The sequence below is a fragment of the Bacillus gaemokensis genome, from assembly GCF_001590835.1.
In the GTDB taxonomy this organism is placed as follows: domain Bacteria; phylum Bacillota; class Bacilli; order Bacillales; family Bacillaceae_G; genus Bacillus_A; species Bacillus_A gaemokensis.
In genome coordinates, this window is sequence record NZ_LTAQ01000023.1 from 14,936 (window position 1) to 33,202 (window position 18,267).

At 35.6% G+C, this 18,267-nt stretch carries 12 protein-coding genes, 1 pseudogene and 1 other annotated feature; of the genes and pseudogenes, 2 read left to right on the forward strand and 11 right to left on the reverse strand.

Annotated features, from left to right (window positions below):
* Positions 1-195: 195 nt before the first annotated feature.
* The 8 genes from asnA to AZF08_RS17075 all read right to left on the reverse strand — a co-directional run bounded on the left by asnA (position 196) and on the right by AZF08_RS17075 (position 12,953).
* The gene (gene asnA / locus AZF08_RS17040; protein WP_033673987.1) at positions 196-1,179 is read right to left on the reverse strand and encodes an aspartate--ammonia ligase; all 984 of its coding nucleotides are present in this window, start codon (positions 1,177-1,179) and stop codon (positions 196-198) included.
* A 70-nt stretch (positions 1,180-1,249) separates the two neighbouring features.
* Positions 1,250-1,510, reverse strand: a binding site (T-box leader).
* Positions 1,511-1,860: 350 nt separating this feature from the next.
* Positions 1,861-5,091 carry a DEAD/DEAH box helicase gene (locus tag AZF08_RS17045; protein ID WP_033673988.1) on the reverse strand — a complete coding sequence of 1,077 codons (3,231 nt, stop codon included), beginning with the start codon at positions 5,089-5,091 and terminating at the stop codon, positions 1,861-1,863.
* Positions 5,092-5,341: 250 nt separating this feature from the next.
* Complete coding sequence (locus AZF08_RS17050; protein WP_033673989.1) at positions 5,342-5,980, reverse strand: LysE family translocator; 639 nt, start codon at positions 5,978-5,980, stop codon at positions 5,342-5,344.
* 129 nt (positions 5,981-6,109) lie between these two features.
* On the reverse strand, positions 6,110-7,042 hold the full coding sequence (locus tag AZF08_RS17055) for a response regulator (protein ID WP_033673990.1): 933 nt from the start codon (positions 7,040-7,042) through the stop codon (positions 6,110-6,112).
* Between the two features lies 1 nt (position 7,043).
* Positions 7,044-8,357, reverse strand: a complete 1,314-nt coding sequence (locus tag AZF08_RS17060; protein ID WP_082246034.1) for an ATP-binding protein — start codon at positions 8,355-8,357, stop codon at positions 7,044-7,046.
* A gap of 74 nt (positions 8,358-8,431) precedes the next feature.
* Complete coding sequence (gene malS, locus AZF08_RS17065; protein ID WP_153019552.1) at positions 8,432-10,165, reverse strand: oxaloacetate-decarboxylating malate dehydrogenase; 1,734 nt, start codon at positions 10,163-10,165, stop codon at positions 8,432-8,434.
* Between the two features lie 52 nt (positions 10,166-10,217).
* Entirely contained in the window at positions 10,218-11,657 is a 1,440-nt protein-coding gene (gene aspA / locus AZF08_RS17070) for an aspartate ammonia-lyase (protein ID WP_033673994.1), read from the reverse strand.
* Between the two features lie 24 nt (positions 11,658-11,681).
* Positions 11,682-12,953 carry a cation:dicarboxylate symporter family transporter gene (locus AZF08_RS17075; RefSeq protein WP_033673995.1) on the reverse strand — a complete coding sequence of 424 codons (1,272 nt, stop codon included), beginning with the start codon at positions 12,951-12,953 and terminating at the stop codon, positions 11,682-11,684.
* Positions 12,954-13,332: 379 nt separating this feature from the next.
* Here AZF08_RS17075 and pyrH point away from each other — a divergent pair, with 379 nt between their 5' ends.
* Positions 13,333-14,076, forward strand: a complete 744-nt coding sequence (gene pyrH / locus AZF08_RS17080) for a UMP kinase (protein ID WP_033673996.1) — start codon at positions 13,333-13,335, stop codon at positions 14,074-14,076.
* A gap of 165 nt (positions 14,077-14,241) precedes the next feature.
* Here pyrH and AZF08_RS17085 read toward each other — a convergent pair whose 3' ends face one another.
* Entirely contained in the window at positions 14,242-14,910 is a 669-nt protein-coding gene (locus AZF08_RS17085; protein ID WP_033674148.1) for a nucleoside/nucleotide kinase family protein, read from the reverse strand.
* Between the two features lie 378 nt (positions 14,911-15,288).
* Here AZF08_RS17085 and AZF08_RS17090 point away from each other — a divergent pair, with 378 nt between their 5' ends.
* A complete protein-coding gene (locus AZF08_RS17090; RefSeq protein ID WP_033673998.1) occupies positions 15,289-15,711 on the forward strand; it encodes a GNAT family N-acetyltransferase in 423 nt (140 codons plus the stop codon).
* A gap of 135 nt (positions 15,712-15,846) precedes the next feature.
* Here the strand turns inward: AZF08_RS17090 and AZF08_RS17095 are convergent, their stop codons facing one another.
* A complete protein-coding gene (locus AZF08_RS17095) occupies positions 15,847-17,058 on the reverse strand; it encodes a phospholipase D-like domain-containing protein (RefSeq protein WP_033673999.1) in 1,212 nt (403 codons plus the stop codon).
* Between the two features lie 197 nt (positions 17,059-17,255).
* Positions 17,256-18,266: pseudogene (locus tag AZF08_RS17100) on the reverse strand (sensor histidine kinase); the annotation flags it as partial.
* Position 18,267 lies beyond the last annotated feature (1 nt).

Below are 18,267 nucleotides of genomic sequence, written 5' to 3' on the forward strand. Positions count from 1 at the left end.
TGTATAAAATTATACCTTAAGTTGATGGATGTGGGGTATCGCCACATTGCCATCAACTTAAGAAATTAAATGTTCCCCAAAACGAAAAAAATGAACTAAATTCTCATGGACACCTATGAAAAGATGAAATTTTCGTTTTGGGGGCACTTCAAAATGTTAGCTTGATGGGCATGGGATTCCCCCCTCTTTCTTCTTTTAAAACAAGTGAATGTTTTCCTTCTTACACGCTTCACGTAAATCATCAGGCCATACAGACGATTGAACTTCACCAATATGCGCTTTACGTAAGAAGTACATGCACATTCTTGATTGCCCAATACCACCACCAAGTGTAAGTGGAAGTACGTCTTCTAAAATACCTTTATGGAAATCGTAATCACGTTTGAAATCTTCACCAGTTTTAGTTAACTGCTCATCAAGCGATTTACTATCCACACGAATTCCCATTGATGATAATTCAAATGAGGATTGCAGTACTGGATGCCAGAATAAAATATCTCCATTTAATTTCCAATCATCGTAGTCAGCGGCGCGTCCATCATGTTTTTCACCAGAGCGAAGCGCATCACCAATTCCGATAATAAAGACTGCACCGTGCTCTTTCGCAATCGCATGCTCACGATCTTTCGGTGTTAACTCTGGGTATTTATCTTCTAACTCTTGGGATGTAATAAATACGATATCTTCTGGTAAATATTTCCCAAGAAACGGATACTTTTCAAACAAATGATCTTCTAAATCTTTGAATATTCCATAAATTGTTCGTACTGTTTCTTGTAAGTAATCTACAGTACGCCATTCTTTTTGAACAATTTTTTCCCAATCCCATTGGTCAACGTAAATCGAATGCGTTGCATCAAGTTCCTCATCACGGCGAATCGCGTTCATGTTTGTATATAAACCTTCACCAGCTTCATAGCCATATTCATGTAGTGCAAATCGTTTCCATTTCGCTAGTGAATGAACAATTTCTAACTCTTCTCCTGAATGAAGCATATCAAATTCAATTGGACGTTCTACACCGTTTAAGTGATCGTTTAAACCTGATTTTTTCGTTACGAATAATGGTGCAGATACGCGGAATAGCTCAAGACGTTTTGCTAATTGATCTTCAAAAAACGTTTTAACTTCCTTAATTGCAATTTGTGTCTCTCTTACTGTCATTAATGATTGATACATGTTGATTCCCCCTAAAATGTTTGGATGTAGTGGAAAGAAGCCAACAAAAAAAGCCCTTCTTTCCCAAAAAAACTGGGACGAAAGGCTTTGGTTCCGCGGTACCACCCAAATTAGCAACAGAAGTTGCTCACTTATTCAGTACGGAGATTAGAGAGATCTCGATACTGTTCTTCTTGTAACGGCGAAGTTTCCGGCTAAGCCTACTTTTCCCTAAAGGATTTCGGTTAGCGACTCCAGGAGGTTCTTCATAACAGGCTTCGTATCAGGCTCACACCGTCCCTGACTCGCTTTGACTACATCCTACTACTACTCGTCCTTTCACAGTCGTTTTGTTGTCACATCTCTGAAACATTTTATTAATGATTATTCTATACAAAAAAATCAGAAAGTCAACAAAAAGTTTTAAAATATTTTTCAATTCTTTATTTTACGTCTTTATTGATTGTTCATATTAATTCAAAAAACTTATGAGACCTATCACTTCTTTTGTTGCTTCAATCCTAGAAATGATTCGCCAATGGTAACCATCATGTATAGGATAAGAAGTGTGATCGTCCGAAAAACAGAGTCCATTGTATTTCTCACATTTCAACTTCCTTTTCTACACCTTTTTATTTGTCATATGTAGTAATATTCTACAAGGTGGATGAGTCTATACAAGCTCTGTTACTGAAACTTCGTTTAAAGCATAAGAATACCCTTAATCTCTTCCTCCGTAATCGAAGAAAGGCTCCCCTGCCCTGGCTCAATAATTTCTGCAATTAGATTCTTCTTTTTCTCCTGAAGCTCATGCATTTTTTCTTCAATTGTACCATGTGCTACTAACTTAATAACTTGTACAGTGTTCTTTTGTCCCATTCGATACGCACGGTCTGCCGCTTGCTGTTCGGCCGCAGGATTCCACCATAAATCATAGAGTATAACCGTATCTGCTCCCGTTAAATTAAGTCCAGTACCACCTGCTTTTAAAGAGATGAGGAACAAGTCTCCTTCTCCTTCATTAAATCGATTGCATAACTCTACTCGCTCAAATGCTGGAGTATTCCCATCTAAATAAAAATAAGGTACAGCTTGACGGTTCAACTCACGTCCTATAATTGAAAGCATCTTCGTAAATTGCGAAAATATAAGAATTCTCTTACCCGTACTCCTGCACTCCTCTACAATTTCCAATAGCTGTTCAAATTTAGCTGAACTTCCTTTGTAGTCATCGACAAACAAACCTGGGTGACAACAAATTTGACGAAGTCTGGTCAAACCAGCAAGGATTCTAATCCGATTTTTATGCAATGTATCTTTGTTTAAATGCTTTAATGTTTCTTGCCTCAACTTGGCTAAATAAGCTGCATATAATTTTTTTTGTTCTGGAAGTAGTTCTGAAGACTGTAAGTGCTCAATCTTCTCTGGCAATTCTTTTAGTACATCTTCTTTCAAACGACGTAATATAAACGGTTTCACCCGTCTTGCAATATTTTCACGCCTCAAGTCTCCAAATTCTTTTCTTCCGGGTAACAACTCAGGAAATACTACGTGAAAAATGGACCAGAGTTCTCCTAAAGAATTTTCTACAGGCGTTCCCGTGAGTGCAAAACGATACTCCGCTTGAATGGTTTTAACGGCTTTTGCTGTTTGCGTCGTACTGTTTTTAAACGCTTGCGCCTCATCAAGAAATAGCGTATGAAATGGTTGTGCATATAATTTTACATCTCTTCGCAATAAAGGGTATGAAGTAATAATCACGTCAAATTTTGTAACATCCTTTAAAATTTTCCGGCGCTCTACTTGATTTCCATCAACAATGGTCGCACGTAAACTTGGAGCAAATTTCTTCAACTCGCTTAACCAGTTATAGACTAATGAGGAAGGAGATACAACTAATACAGGTAGCTTTTGCTCTCGAATTTCAGGTAAGACAGAAGCAATAAAAGCTATGCTTTGCAGTGTTTTTCCGAGTCCCATATCATCTGCTAAAATACCACCAAAACGATAATATGCGAGTGTCTTCATCCACTCAAATCCATATTTTTGATAATCTCGAAGTACTGTTATCAAGCTATTTGGCACAGTAAATTGTAGGTTTTTAGGATTTTGAATGTTCTCTATCAACTCTTGAACTGATTGATCTACGCTCAGAACATTTCCTTCCTGAAGTGCCCCCATCCATTTCACACTGCGAATTAGTGGTACACTCACTTCCTCACCTTGTAATATTTCTTTTCGAATACTCGATTCCTTTATAAACTGATTAACCTCATTAAATTCTTTACTTTCCAGCGATAACAATGAACCGTTTGCTAATCGATAATATTTACGCTTTTCTTCAATTGATGCCAGTACATTCTTAATATCTGATTCAGGAATTCCTTTCATATCAAAACGGAATGATAACCAATCCATTCGCTCTTTTCTCTCTACTCTTATGAAAGGTACACTATTTCCTCTATGAATACGTAACTTTACTGCAGTGGTCGCATAAATCTCGGTCAAACTCTTCAACTTCGGAACAACATGATATAAGAAATTATATTCCGCATCCTCATTATGCATAAAATAACCGCCCTCAGTCTTAGCAAAGGCACTCTCATTCATAATTTCTAAAATTTCTTGTTCTTTTTTCTCATCCCGATTAAGAACAGAAGGTTGCCCCTCCTCTTCTAACGGATTGATTACAACATTTCCATATTGGAATTCTAGCCCTGCCAGTAAGCGATTCTTAACCCGATCTAAAAATAACTTTGCTTTAAGAGGTGTTTTTTCAATCTGCTCTGATACAACCTCATCCATTCGAACATTTCCAAGTTTCATTAAACCTGGTACTACCTTTTCTACAAAGTGCTCCATTTTCTCAAGTGGAATATGAAATTGATTACTTTCTGAATTACGCATCATTCTCTTTAATTCAACAAGTCGATTACAATCCTCAACATTTAAAGGATATAACCGTCCTCTAAAAAGAGCATAACCATATGTATCCATTATCTGAACTTGATGTAAACCATCAATATGAAGTGTATATCCTCCATTTTCACCTTTATTGAACTCAAAGTTTATTGGTAACAACTCTTTCGAAATATGTATGCCATGAAATAATTCCCCACTACTTTCAACCGTTACAAAGGAAGTAGCTGAAAGCAATGAAAGCATCTGTTCCCATGAAGCAGGTGGAATTAAAATCATACTTTCATCTTGTTCGGGTCCCATTTGTAACGATTCTAAATACATTTTTTCATTACGATAGATTTGAATCAGTTGCTGAATGACAGCATCTGTTTCTTGTTGAAAGCTATACATGTCCGGCGTATAGGTAAAGTCACTTGAACACACGAAAGGCTCTCTTTGTTCTACTCTATTAAGAAAATCTCTAATTTTATATACAGGGTATAACTTCTCAAGCTTCACCTGCACTCCAATCAATGCCCCCTCATTTTTTGAAGCAACTGGAATACAAATAAATTCCACATCAAGTATTTTCCGTGTATCAAATCGATGCTGCTTACTTTTAGGTCGCAGCGGTTTTTCATCGAATAAATCTAACATTCCATTCGCTAATTGAATATCTCTAGACATACTATTTATTGCATCCTTTTTTGAATTAGAATCATTAGACTTTAATGATTGTCCAGTGTGTTGAAAGTTATTGATATATAATAATACAGCTGCGATATGTTGGCAGTATGAATTAAAAGAAGCTAACGAAGGACAACTGCACTTAGCAACAATATCACCATTATCAGCATTTTCTATTGTGATATGAAAATCTTCATTCCCTTTCACCGTCGCACCACAAATATTTCTCTCAACATCATAATTAGTAATATTAACTTTATTTGTTCTATAATAAGCCTCACCTCTTTTATACGAGGTTTCTCCACATAACTGTTTAATCATTGTTTTATTTAATGTAAAACTCATTATTTTGACCCTTCCCTAAAAATAGAAATTTACCATTTCAGAAGTTATATTTAAAAAACAGTAGAACAGAACCATTTCTACTGTTTCTGTTCTACTATGGAATATCTACTCTTATACAACATTTTACATGTATACACATCAATATCAAATAACAATTATTTTTTTAAAGTTATTTTTCTTTAGGTGAAGAAAAGTAATATTGAACAGTCTAAACAAAAAAAGATTGCGTCCTGACAACGCAATCTTTTTCTTATATGAGTTCTCCAACTCCTTTAATTGCTTCATACCCAAAATACATTCCAAACCCAACTAAAACAATTCCAGCAAAAATAGAAATCCATTTCATAATACGCTTATTTACAAATCTTCTTCCAAAATGAATAGAAGTTGCCATGAATAAATCCCAAATCATAATTCCAACAAATATTGTAATGCTGTATAATAACGCTTGTTCTTTGCCTACTGTACTAATTGCACTTGTCAAAACGGCTCCATAAATACCAATCCAAAATACGATATTAAGTGGATTAGAGATTGCAATAAGAAATCCTGAAACAAATGATTTCATTGGATGCTCTCTTTCTCCATTCTCTTTGTTCTCTACCTGCTTAGAAGCATCTTTTATACTTTCATAACCAAGATATAAAAGTGTAAAGAAACCAAATATCCAAATGATCAATTTCGCAACAGGTGTTGTTAAGTAGACAGAAACACCAAAGTAAATTAAGAGCATCATAATAACATCCGCTGACATTGCCCCTACTCCAACAAGCCAAGCACTTAAAAATCCATTCTTCATTCCTTTATTAATTTGAGCAACATTAATTGGTCCAACAGGTGCCGATAGAGAAATTCCAAGCAACAAATAACTAAAAATTGTGCCTATCATTTTTCATTTCACATCCTTACATATGTACTCAACAGCAATTTTTACAATTAATTATACTCTTTTTCCATTAATAAATAAACAAAAATTCAGAATTCAAACAAAAAAGAAGATGCCTGTTCTAAGCATCTCCTATTCCATCTCCATCAACCGTTTCGCCTCAAAATATAACACTTGAATAAACTTCTTTGTATTAATTCTCGTATGTCCGGGCGTTGCTAGTTCTTCCTTCGTCATTTCCGTCATACGCTTACGAACAACGGTAAAATCAAAAAATTTCGGAGCGTAACTTTCAAACTTAGGGTTCGAGAAATCAGTTAAACCAAGAGAGGCTAAATGATTTAATGATTGATAAATTGCTCGGCGTACCCTTTGTTCCGAAGCTTTTCTTTCTTTATCAATTTCTACTTCCAACGCACTTTCTCCTAATTTTTTTACTGTAATATGGTGAAAAATATCTTTCAGCGCTGGAAAACCGTATTCAAACGTTTTTTCCTTTTCTTGTCCAAATAAATATTCGAGCATACTAAGTAAATCTTTACTTCCATTCTCTCCAGCAATGCCAAGTTCTGATAATAAATAGCGCCCTGAATCCGTTATTTTTTTCTCTTCTTGTACTGGCTCGTTTCGCACTTGTGGTTGCTCCCATTGAAAGACGTTATTCAAAGATTTTTGAATATCTTGTATGGATCGTTCTAATCGAATACGCTCCATCACTTTCCGTACAACAGATACAACCTCGATTTTGTTTAATGGTTTTGTAATATAATATTCAACCCCAAGTGTATAAGCTTCCCCAATTAGTTGTTTAGACTCTACTTGAGAAATCATAATTACTTTTCCTGTAAACGAAGGCGCGATATGGCGAACAGTTTCAATTCCATCTCGGATTGGCATTAATAAATCAATAAATAAAATATCTACCTTTTTAAAATTTAGCTGATCCACCTCTATGAAAGCACCATCTTCCGCTTCTCCTACTACTTCCCCAAGATCACCATCTTCAATAATTTGTGAAAGCATAGAGCGGAATACCTCATCATCATCTACGATATAATAAAACACCTTACTCCCCCTCTCGCGTTAGGCTAAACTCTGGTAAACAAACAATAAACTTGCATCCGTTGCTGCTCTCCCTGCCTTGTAGATTTACTTCTCCCCCAAGTTCTGTAACCATCTCTTTTATATAGGAAAGGCCAATTCCAGTTGACGGTGTCCCTGTTTGATCATACTTTGACGTAAATCCTGGTTTAAATACAAGCTCTTGATATTTTGATGAAATACCAGGTCCATCATCTACTACTTCAAACATCACATTTCTTTCTCGTTTATATACCTTTATGCTAATCGTACCAGTGCTCTCAATCGCTTCAACAGCATTTGCAACTAAATTATTTAAAATCGACAATACAGTATAAACATGATATTGCCTATGCTCACCTTCTATAATGTTCGAAAATTTTATCTCTTTTCCTAATAGCTGTGCATATTTCTCATTAATCCTTACAATCATTTCTGCTAATTCATGACCTTCTATATACTCAGAAAGATTTTTATCTAAAAGAAGCTTTGACAACCCAGCAAAAATTCTTTGATTATCTTTTTTTATTTCGTGTACTTCCCCAGCAATTTTCAGCGCTTTTTTACTATGTATTTCTATGCTACTTGCATCCTTACTAGCTTGTAAATTTCGGTATAATTGATATGCTTCTTGTGTAATTAATTCTGCATTTTGAAGTGTCTTTTTTAAATGAACAGATTCCACATATAAAGTAGAAAGATGCATCAACATTTTTTCATTTTCTTTGCGAACCTGTGATTCTTTTAATTTCGTTTCATATAAAATCATCATATTCAAAAATCCAAGCGCAAAAAAACTTCGAAAAACAGCTATAATAATCAATTTATTTATTTCAGAAATAGTAATCGTTGTACCAAGTACTAAAACATGATAAAAAGCAAGTTCTGACATACTTGATATAATTTCAATCGTAATCCCAAGACACCCTATTATGAATGGTTTCTGATGAAATTTATTTACTCTACATAATGAAAAAAGACTTCCATAAACAAAATAATAAAAGAAGACAGGATACCGTAAATAAAAAGAATCTATTATATGAAAAGACCCTTGTAACGTCCAATCAAGACCCACCCGAAATCCTACTACAGATAATCCAACAAGTATACCGGCTACTGCCGATGGTATTTTCCGTAAAAACAATAGTAAAAAGAAAAAAATCGGTGTCCCAAAGCTAACACGGAATGTATCATTAAACGGGTGAAAATTCAGTTCCCCAGCAATTGGAACAACCACCATTAAAATAATTAAAAGGGACATATCTTTCTTCCACAATTGATTCCAATTCAAAGATGCCACTTCCTATTTATGAAATATGTTTATTCAAAAATCGAACAAGGAAAGCCCGCTTATCATATAAACGGGCTTTCTTTCTATATTCTTGCCTTTTCCACTGCTTTTATTTGACGATATACAGGTTGCCACATTGCCTCTTGAACAGCTTTCTTGATATCGTTATCACTTAGCTCCTCACGAGCGACTCCTTCAGCAACTGCAACTTTTGCTACTTCAATAGCAACCACCTCAGAAATATTACGCAGTTCTTCGACTTCAGGAAGGATAGGTGCTCCTGGCTGACTTGTATCTACCATGCTTGCTACCGCTTCTGCAGCCGCTGCAAACATACCATCTGTCATTACACTCGCTCGAACAACAATTGTTCCAAGACCAAGTCCCGGGAAGATAAGTGCATTATTTGATTGTCCAATTACATACGTTACACCATTATAAGTAACTGGTTCAAATGGACTTCCTGTTGCTACTAACGCTCGTCCCTCTGTCCAATGTATTAAATCTACTGGCTTCGCTTCTGCAAGTGGTGTCGGGTTAGACATTGGTAAAATAATCGGTCTATCTACATGAGAAGCCATGTCTTTAATGATCTCTTCTGTAAAGGCACCAGCTACCGTTGATGTACCAATTAAAATTGTCGGTCTTACATGTTTCACAACTTCTGCAAGTCCAATTATTTCATTTCCCTTCCACGCTTGCACTTCTAACTCTTTACGTGCGTATGGAACTTGGAAATCAAGAAGATCTGTCATATTATCTGTCAATAAACCATATCGATCAATGCACCAGAAGCGCTCATTTGCTGCTTCTTCTGACAACCCTTCGCAAACCATTGCATCTCGCACTTGATCCGCAATCCCAATTCCAGCTGTTCCAGCACCAAATACAACAACTCGGTGTTCACATAAAGGCACTCCAGAAGCTTTCACTGCTGATAGTACAGCAGCAAGTGAAACAGCACCTGTTCCTTGAATATCATCATTAAATGTACATACATGATCACGATATTTATCTAAAATTTTGCGTGCATTTCGTGAACTAAAGTCTTCCCAATGTAATAAAGCTTTCGGAAACTTGTTACATACAGCTTTTACAAATGTATCGATAAATGTATCATAAGCTTCACCAGTTATACGAGAATGACGGTTTCCGATGTAAAACGGATTATTTAATAAATCCTCTCGGTTCGTCCCTACATCTAAAATAACAGGTAGTACACGGCTAGGATCGATTCCAACTGCTGCCGTATAAACAGCCAGTTTTCCGATAGCGATATTAATACCACCAACGCCCCAGTCACCAATTCCTAATATTCCTTCACCATCTGTTACAACGACTAAATCAATGTTTTCTGCTGTTGCGCCAATATTAGAAAACGCTTCCTCAATACCAGAAGGATCATTAATTGATAAGTAAACTCCGCGTGGTTTACGGTACTCATGACTATACCTTTGAATTGCTACACCAACAGTTGGCGTGTACACAATCGGAAGCATCTCTCGTAAATGATCTGTTAGTAAGCGATAAAATAAAACTTCATTTCGATCATGTAATGCGGTTAAGTATACATTCTTTAATAGATCATCTGGCTGCGAACAAAATTGTTCATAAGCGCGGCGTGCTTGTTCATCTAATGTTAATACCGCTGGCGGTAATAAACCTTTTAATCCTAGTTCTTCTCTTTCTTCTTTCGTGAAAGCAACACCTTTATTTAAAAGGGGTGTTGCTAATACTTCTACTCCTCTTAATGTTGTTTCTAATGCGCCATTAGAGGAAACTGTAAATTTACTCATACCATCCCTACCTTTATTTATATATGCCATTTCTATATTGTAAACAAAAAAGAGGGGAATGTCCCCTCCTCTTTTAATTTTTCTTTAAAAGAGTTGCTCCCGCAATCCCCGGATGTGTCATTTCATATGGATCTAAAATTAAATCTAATTCTTCTTGTGATAATACACCATTTTTCACACAAAGCTCACGAACAGATTGTCCAGTTGCAATTGCTTCTTTCGCAACGCGAGCAGCTGCTTCATAACCAATATGAGGATTCACGGCTGTAATAACCCCTACGCTTTTCTCAACATACTCTTTCAAGCGCCCTTCATTTGCTTCAATTCCTTTCAGACAATTATCTGTAAAGGCACGGAAACCGTTATTCATAATGCTAATTGATTGAAGTAAGTTGAAGACAAGTACTGGTTCCATAACATTCAATTCTAATTGACCAGCTTCTGAAGCAAGACAAATCGTATGATCGTTACCAATTACTTGGAATGCAATTTGATTAATCACTTCTGGCATAACAGGGTTTACTTTTCCTGGCATAATAGATGAACCCGGTTGACGAGCTGGTAACATAATTTCCGCTAATCCAACACGTGGACCTGATGCCATTAAGCGAAGATCATTTGCAATCTTAGACATATTCATCATACATACTTTCAGCGCTGCTGATACTTCAGTATATGCATCTGTATTTTGCGTTGCATCCACTAAATCTTCCGCTCCAACAAGAGGTAGCTCACTAATGGAAGCTAAATGCTTAACTACTGCTTCAATATACTCTGGATCTGCATTTAATCCTGTACCAACCGCTGTCGCCCCCATGTTCACTTCATATAAATGTTGACGAGATTGCTGAATTCTTTTTATATCGCGCTCAAGCACACGAGCATACGCTTTAAATTCTTGGCCAAGGCGAATTGGTACAGCATCTTGTAAATGCGTGCGTCCCATTTTAATCACATGATCAAATTGCTTTGCTTTTAATTCAAACACATCCTGCATATAACCCATCGTTTGTAATAACTCTTCTAAAGCATTTAATGTCGCAATATGAATCGCTGTTGGGAATGCATCATTTGTTGATTGCGCCATATTCACATGGCTATTTGGACTAATATAGTGATAGTCTCCCTTTTCCATCTCTAATAATTCAAGGGCACGATTGGCAATGACTTCATTTGCATTCATGTTCATGGAAGTTCCTGCGCCACCTTGAATTGGATCGACGATAAAATGCTCGTGCCATTTTCCTTCAAGAATTTCTTGTGCAGCTTCTGCAATCGCACCGCCTTTTTTCAATTCCAATCTTCCTACATCTGTATTCGCAAGTGCAGCTGCTTTTTTAACAATCGCAAACGCTTTAATTAAACCTTCATGAATTTTATATCCCGTAATCGGAAAGTTCTCTACAGCACGCATTGTTTGAACTCCGTAATAAGCATGCATTGGTACTTCTTTTTCACCTAAAAAGTCTTTTTCAATTCGTACATTTTTTGTAATCTCCGTTAATGTTGCCATTATGACTCACTCCTCATCTATTTCTTATGCTGCTTCTGTTTGTTTGACTGTTTCTACATATTGTTTTGCTTTCTCATGATCAAATTCGCCTTCCCATTTGGACATAACAATGGCTGCTAATGCATTTCCTAACACATTGACAGACGAGCGAATCATATCTAAAATGCGGTCAATACCAGCAATTAGCGCAATACCTTCTAACGGCAATCCCATTGAACCTAATGTTGCAAGTACAACAACAAATGAAGCTCCTGGAACCCCTGCCATCCCTTTGGACGTTAGCATAAGAACGAATAGTAACGTAATCTGCTGCGTTAATGGCATGTGGACACCGTACATTTGCGCAACAAATAATGCCGCTAAAGCTTGATAAATAGCTGATCCTGTTAAGTTAAATGTATAACCTGTCGGAATAACAAAAGAGGCAACTGCCTTTGGACAACCGAACTCTTCCATCTTTTTCATTATATTTGGTAAAACAGCCTCTGAACTTGCTGTCGTGAATGAAAGTATAAGTTCTTCTTTTAAAATTTTCATTAATGTGAAAATATTTACCCCTACCATTCGCGCATTAATACCTAATACAATAACAACGAATAGTATAACAGTTACATACACAGCTAGCACTAGTTTTCCTAAAGGAAGTAGTGTCGCCACACCAAATTTTGCAACCGTAACCGCAATCAATGCAAATACGCCGAATGGTGCAAATTTCATAACTTGATTCGTGACCCAAAACATCGCTTCGAGTACACCTTCAAAGAAATTAAACACAGGCTTTCCTTTTTCACCAATTGCCGCAATCCCTAAACCGAATAACACAGAGAAGAATATAATTGGTAATAAGTCTCCTTGCGCGATTGATTCAAACACATTTTTTGGTACAATATGAACAATTGTTTCTGCAAATCCTGTTTTCTGCGTTGCATCAGCCGTCTGCTTGTATGATGAAATATCACTTTGTTTTAAGTTATTCATATCAACGCCTGTACCTGGGTGGAACACGTTAGCTGCAATTAATCCCATCAAAATCGCAATTGTTGTGATAATTTCAAAATAAAGAATTGTCTTGCCACCTAATTTTCCAAGCTTCTTCATATCACCTACACCAGCTACTGCAACAATCAATGCTGAAATAACAATCGGTACTACAATCATTTTAATTAAATGAATAAATATATCCCCAATTGGTGTGATATAAGAAATCGCTGTTTTATTGCCATAAAAGATTGCCCCTACTACAATCCCTAAAACAAGTGCGACAAAAATCTGTGTTGCCAATCCGAACTTTTTCATATCTTTCTCATCCCCTTCATGCGAACGCTTTCAATTCGTATTTATAAAAGCTTATTCACATGATATAAACGAACCTACAAAATCAGACAAAAACCTACAGGTTCGTCACAAAAGATTCGAACTTTTTTCTTAAAATGTTCATTGACACGTTCAATAGATACAGAATTAAAAATAACAATGGTAAATAATCATATTATTTTGTATAATCTAAAAGATACGTTTATTTGGAACGAATTGAAACGAAAAGGAGTGGATGTTATGAAGTATCTCACAAAAGATTTCATTATATCTGTTTCTTTTCTATTTCATTTTCTCAGCAAGGAGCAAAGGCATTCGCCTCTGCTCCTTTTTTATTGTCACCTATATAGGGGGGATTTTCATGAAACCATACAAGCGCGTTTTAATTAAATTAAGTGGAGGCGCACTTGCTGATCAAGAGGGAAACAGCTTTGGCTCCAAACGCTTAGAACATATCGCAACTGAGATTTTATCAATTGTTAATTTAGGTATTGAAGTTTCTCTAGTCGTTGGCGGAGGTAACATTTTCAGAGGTAATTTAGCTGAAGAATGGGGAATTGATCGCGTTGAAGCGGACAATATTGGGACTTTAGGTACAATTATAAATAGCTTGATGCTACGTGGTGTACTAACGAGTAAAACAGATAAAGAAGTGCGCGTCATGACATCTATCCCCTTTACAGCAGTGGCAGAAACCTATATCCGTTTACGGGCTGTGCACCATTTAGAAAAAGGGTATATCGTCATTTTTGGCGGTGGAAATGGGCAACCGTTCGTTACAACGGATTATCCAAGTGTACAACGAGCAATCGAAATGAATAGCGATGCCATCTTAGTCGCAAAGCAAGGCGTAGATGGCGTCTTTACAAGCGATCCAAAACGGAATAAAGCAGCAAAAATGTATCGACAGCTAAATTATAACGATGTCGTTCGGCACAATATACAAGTAATGGACCAGTCAGCATTACTACTTGCTCGTGACTACCATCTGCCAGCACATGTCTTTAACTTTGATGAACCTGGAGTTATGAAAAAAATATGTTTAGGGGAACATGTTGGAACATTAATTAATCATGAATTAACTGAACTGGTAGAAGAAAAATGACTTTTTCTTGAATAGAACAACTGCATGAATGACCTAAAACAGGTGCGGTACTTTTCCGCACCTTACACTTTCTAAAAAAGTAGGATCATAACAACCTAAATTCCTATTATTTTCCTCAATTCATGAAATGTACTTCAATAACCTTTATTAACATCAATGCTAAAATCAAAAATTTTTAAATACCACTATCGGCACTTCAATATTATTATTAATGAAAACTGCATCTGCATATTCCTTTGGTGCATGCTCTTCCATATACATATGGCAAGCTGCATGATATCGTTGTAAAAACATTTCCTCTGCCTTCTCTTTATTCCCAAAAGCTTTTGCTTCTCGATTTGCACCACGTTCTCTTGCGATTTCAAAATCCGTTTCTACAAATATTTTATAATCAAATAAATGTTGCAACTCTTTTTTCAATAAAAAAGTTCCATCAATTATAAATACCATATCTTTTGAAGCAAGTATGGGGTTCGATTCCATACACATATCCGTTTCTAAATCATGCGATTTCGTCTCATATCGCATACCACCATCCGGTCCTAGCGGAATCAATAACCTCTCCACAAATGCTTTATAATCATGAGCATCTTCATAATATCCTTTGGCTGACTCCTTCCCTTGTGAATATCTAACTATCCTTGGATTGTGAAAATTATCTATACTCGTCCGGACGATCTTTCTTCCCTGTAACTGCATTTCTTTTTGTAACTCATTTGCAAATGTTGTTTTCCCCGAAGCTGTTATGCCACTAACAGCGACTCTTAACGGACGGTCTAGTTTAAACCTGAACATGCGCTCTATAATCTCATGAATAGCACTTTGACGATTCAATTCAATCCCTCCTCCAACCATCTTTATTTATCCTTTAAAGAATGCTTTAACGGCCAAACACGTTTCCGAATGTGAAATTTCATAGGTCTTCTTCTTTATATGGCTTTAACCCTTACACTAATACTCCAAATGACATTATTACTTTCAACACATCAACAATAGTTGATCATACCTAGATTGAAGGTGTGATTTTCGTTATTATTCAAGGTGCTAGAACAAAAGTCAGAATGTTATTTATTTTATGTTAAAATAAACATTGAAATTATTAAGGTGCTTATTCAAGAAAAAGAAGACTTATTAAATACAGCATATTAAGAATGTAATAAGTTTTATCTTCTTAATAATTTTATGAAAAAGTGGTAGGAGGAGATATGCAAAATGGATTTACATATTACGAAAGAGTTAAATAGAGATGATAAAAACTACATTAATAATCAGCTTTATAAATATAATTTAAAGCATTTCCCAGTAGATTTAAGAGGGCGATACCAAGAAATCAACTTATTTCTTAAAGATGGACACAGCAAGGTTCGCGGGGGAATATTAGGTGAAATTTGCTGGAATTGGTTAGAGATTCATACTTTTATGATTGATGAAGACATACGTAAACTGGGATATGGAACTAAACTCTTATTAGAAATAGAAAAAATAGCTTTAGAGCAGCATTGTGACTTCATAAAAGTAGATACTTTAAGTTTCCAAGCATTAGATTTCTATAAAAAGCACGGTTATCAAGAGTTTGGTGTCTTGGGTAATGTCGGCAGAGATTATCAGCATTACTACTTAAAAAAAGATTTATAGATTGTTTCATTTTGGAAAGCTTTAATTGAAAACACCCTACACTAAAAATAAAAACGCTCAGCGTTTATTCTCTGAGCGTTTTTGAATGCTACTTACATCATACTCGCATTCCTTTTCATTTTATTATCACTATTCCTATAAATAGTAATTAAGCAGCCACGCTATCTTTTCTTTACACTTCTCCACAAATGATAAATTATTAAAGAATGATAAAGTCATTTCTTTTGAATCTTTAAAATCCTGCTCTAACGCTTGATTCATTTGTTGAATCATCGGACCACCATCTATATAGAAATCCATCTCGTCATTAATATGAAAACTACGCGAAGTGAAATTTGTTGTACCAATTACAGTTGTTTCATTGTCGATTACCATTGCTTTCCCATGGAACATTCCCTTTTTATAACCATATACAACGATTCCATTCTCAATAGACTGACGAATATAAGGATAAGCGGCTTCTTTTATAAGTGGAATATCCGGTTTGAAGGACCAAAGTATTTTAACAAAAACGCCACGCTTCCTCGCCTGAATTAAAGTATTCATAAGCTCCTTATCCCTTGGTATAAAATACGGCGATGCAATCACAATAGAATGTTTTGCTTGTTTTATTAATTCCATATACTTCGTAACAACTCTATGACCATTATAACTAGACATAGTATGTAACGTTTTTCCTTTGACATTAGATTGAGCTGTTCTCATAATTTCTTCTGAAGTATCTCGTTTCCAATCTAACGCAAACTGCTCTTCTAAATCCGTTACCCCTTCTCCTTGCAAGCGCACATGATAATCTCGCCAATACCCAAAACGCTTATCTTTCCCTAAGTACTCATTCCCGATATTAAAGCCACCACTATATCCTATTTTCCCATCTATCGTTGTAATACGGCGGTGATTACGATGATGTAGCGAATAGAAAAAGAATGGGAATTCAGGCTTTCTACTATACGTAAAATGAACGCCACTTGCTTGTAATTCCTTCTTAAGCTTTCTTTGGAATGATAAATCATTGATCCAGTCGACCGATAAATATACTTGAACTCCCTTCTCTGCTTTTTCTTTCAACAAGTTTAAAAATGAGTGACTGCTTTCATCATCAGAAATAATATAGAAAAAAGTAAAAATAGAATGTTTCGCCTCTTTTATATCAGAAAATAGCTGCTTATATAACGATTTACCTTCCACATATAATTGGAAGTCACTATAATGTGGATCATATTCTTTCAGTTGATTTTTTTCTGCCTCTATTTTCCTTCCTAGTGTTACGTCAATATGCATCCAACTAACAAGGAAAATTAATATGCTAATGATAATAGAAATGACACGTAATATCTTTTTCACCATTTTGTTTTCCTTCCGCACAAAATAATTGTCTCCAAGTAGTATTTCAATAGAGGCTATATTTTATGAACAATCATACAAAAAAAGGATGCAGCACCATACCGCATCCCTCCCTATTAAATAAAATTCCTCGCTTCATTATTACGTCCAAACTTGTAAATTGCAATTAAGAAGAAGGCTATCGCAAAGGCGAATAAGATTAAAATATTTAAATACAAATCAGAAAATGGCGCCCCTTTTCCATTGTCTTTCACTTGCACTTTCACCATCTTGTTAAGCACATGAATATCTATTGCAATGACGGTGGCATCAGCATACTTCATTGCGTTCGTTAATGTCTCCGTAACATTTTCACCAATAACCTTCCATTGGATTGGAGAAATCGCATCTAAATTCCCTTTATACACAAAAGGTATTTTTATATCATGTTTGCTCGCAAACTCATCTATGAATAATTTCATACGGTGAATTCCAATCTGCTCAGTTGGTGGTTTCATATTCTTTAGGGTAAGCCTAATACTTTCAATTCCATCTTTAGAAATATGAATCGCATTTTGGAGTAACTCCGTAGCTTTTTTTTTATCAATTTCCATTAACCTTTTCGCTGCTTCCATCTGAATAAGCGCTCCTGTCATAGAATGACCGATCTTATCGTGGATTTCTTGCGATAATCGATTTCTCTCTTCTAACTTAAATGTGTATTCAGATTGCCTTATGTATTCTTTATTTTCATTCAAGCTTTTTGTGAGCCTTTGTATATCTTTTCGCATCTGGTCGTTTTGCATTTCAAATTTCAATAATCTTTCTGTATATAACTTTGACATCATAAAGACCAGAAAACTAAATGTAGTAATTAACCCATATGTCATTTGAACACTTTCATCAATAAACATAATAGGCAGAGTCATAATGAAAAAGAGCAACCATTTTTCATCAACGTAATAAGATATGATTTCATATAAGTTCACAGGTAAAAATAAAATTAACAACGGATGAATCTGTCCTGTAAAAAGAATTGTGATGACAATCGATATACCTATTAGTATCCTCTTGTAAACATTTTTTTTTAGAATAGAAATTGTCACGTTTACACAAAGATACAAAAGTAACGCAAATATAACCCATGGTAAATTTGTAACATTCGAGTGAATGTAACTGAACACAATATACATGAAAATAATTAATTTACTCAATATCAGCCAAAACTCCATA

What these genes read in the sequence shown, in the direction of transcription:
- asnA (WP_033673987.1), bottom strand. Translation starts at nt 1,179, where the DNA reads ATGTATCAATCATTAATGACAGTAAGAGAGACACAAATTGCAATTAAG.
- AZF08_RS17045 (WP_033673988.1), bottom strand. Translation starts at nt 5,091, where the DNA reads ATGAGTTTTACATTAAATAAAACAATGATTAAACAGTTATGTGGAGAA.
- AZF08_RS17050 (WP_033673989.1), bottom strand. Translation starts at nt 5,980, where the DNA reads ATGATAGGCACAATTTTTAGTTATTTGTTGCTTGGAATTTCTCTATCG.
- aspA (WP_033673994.1), bottom strand. Translation starts at nt 11,657, where the DNA reads ATGGCAACATTAACGGAGATTACAAAAAATGTACGAATTGAAAAAGAC.
- AZF08_RS17075 (WP_033673995.1), bottom strand. Translation starts at nt 12,953, where the DNA reads ATGAAAAAGTTCGGATTGGCAACACAGATTTTTGTCGCACTTGTTTTA.
- pyrH (WP_033673996.1), top strand. Translation starts at nt 13,333, where the DNA reads ATGAAACCATACAAGCGCGTTTTAATTAAATTAAGTGGAGGCGCACTT.
- AZF08_RS17090 (WP_033673998.1), top strand. Translation starts at nt 15,289, where the DNA reads ATGGATTTACATATTACGAAAGAGTTAAATAGAGATGATAAAAACTAC.
- AZF08_RS17095 (WP_033673999.1), bottom strand. Translation starts at nt 17,058, where the DNA reads ATGGTGAAAAAGATATTACGTGTCATTTCTATTATCATTAGCATATTA.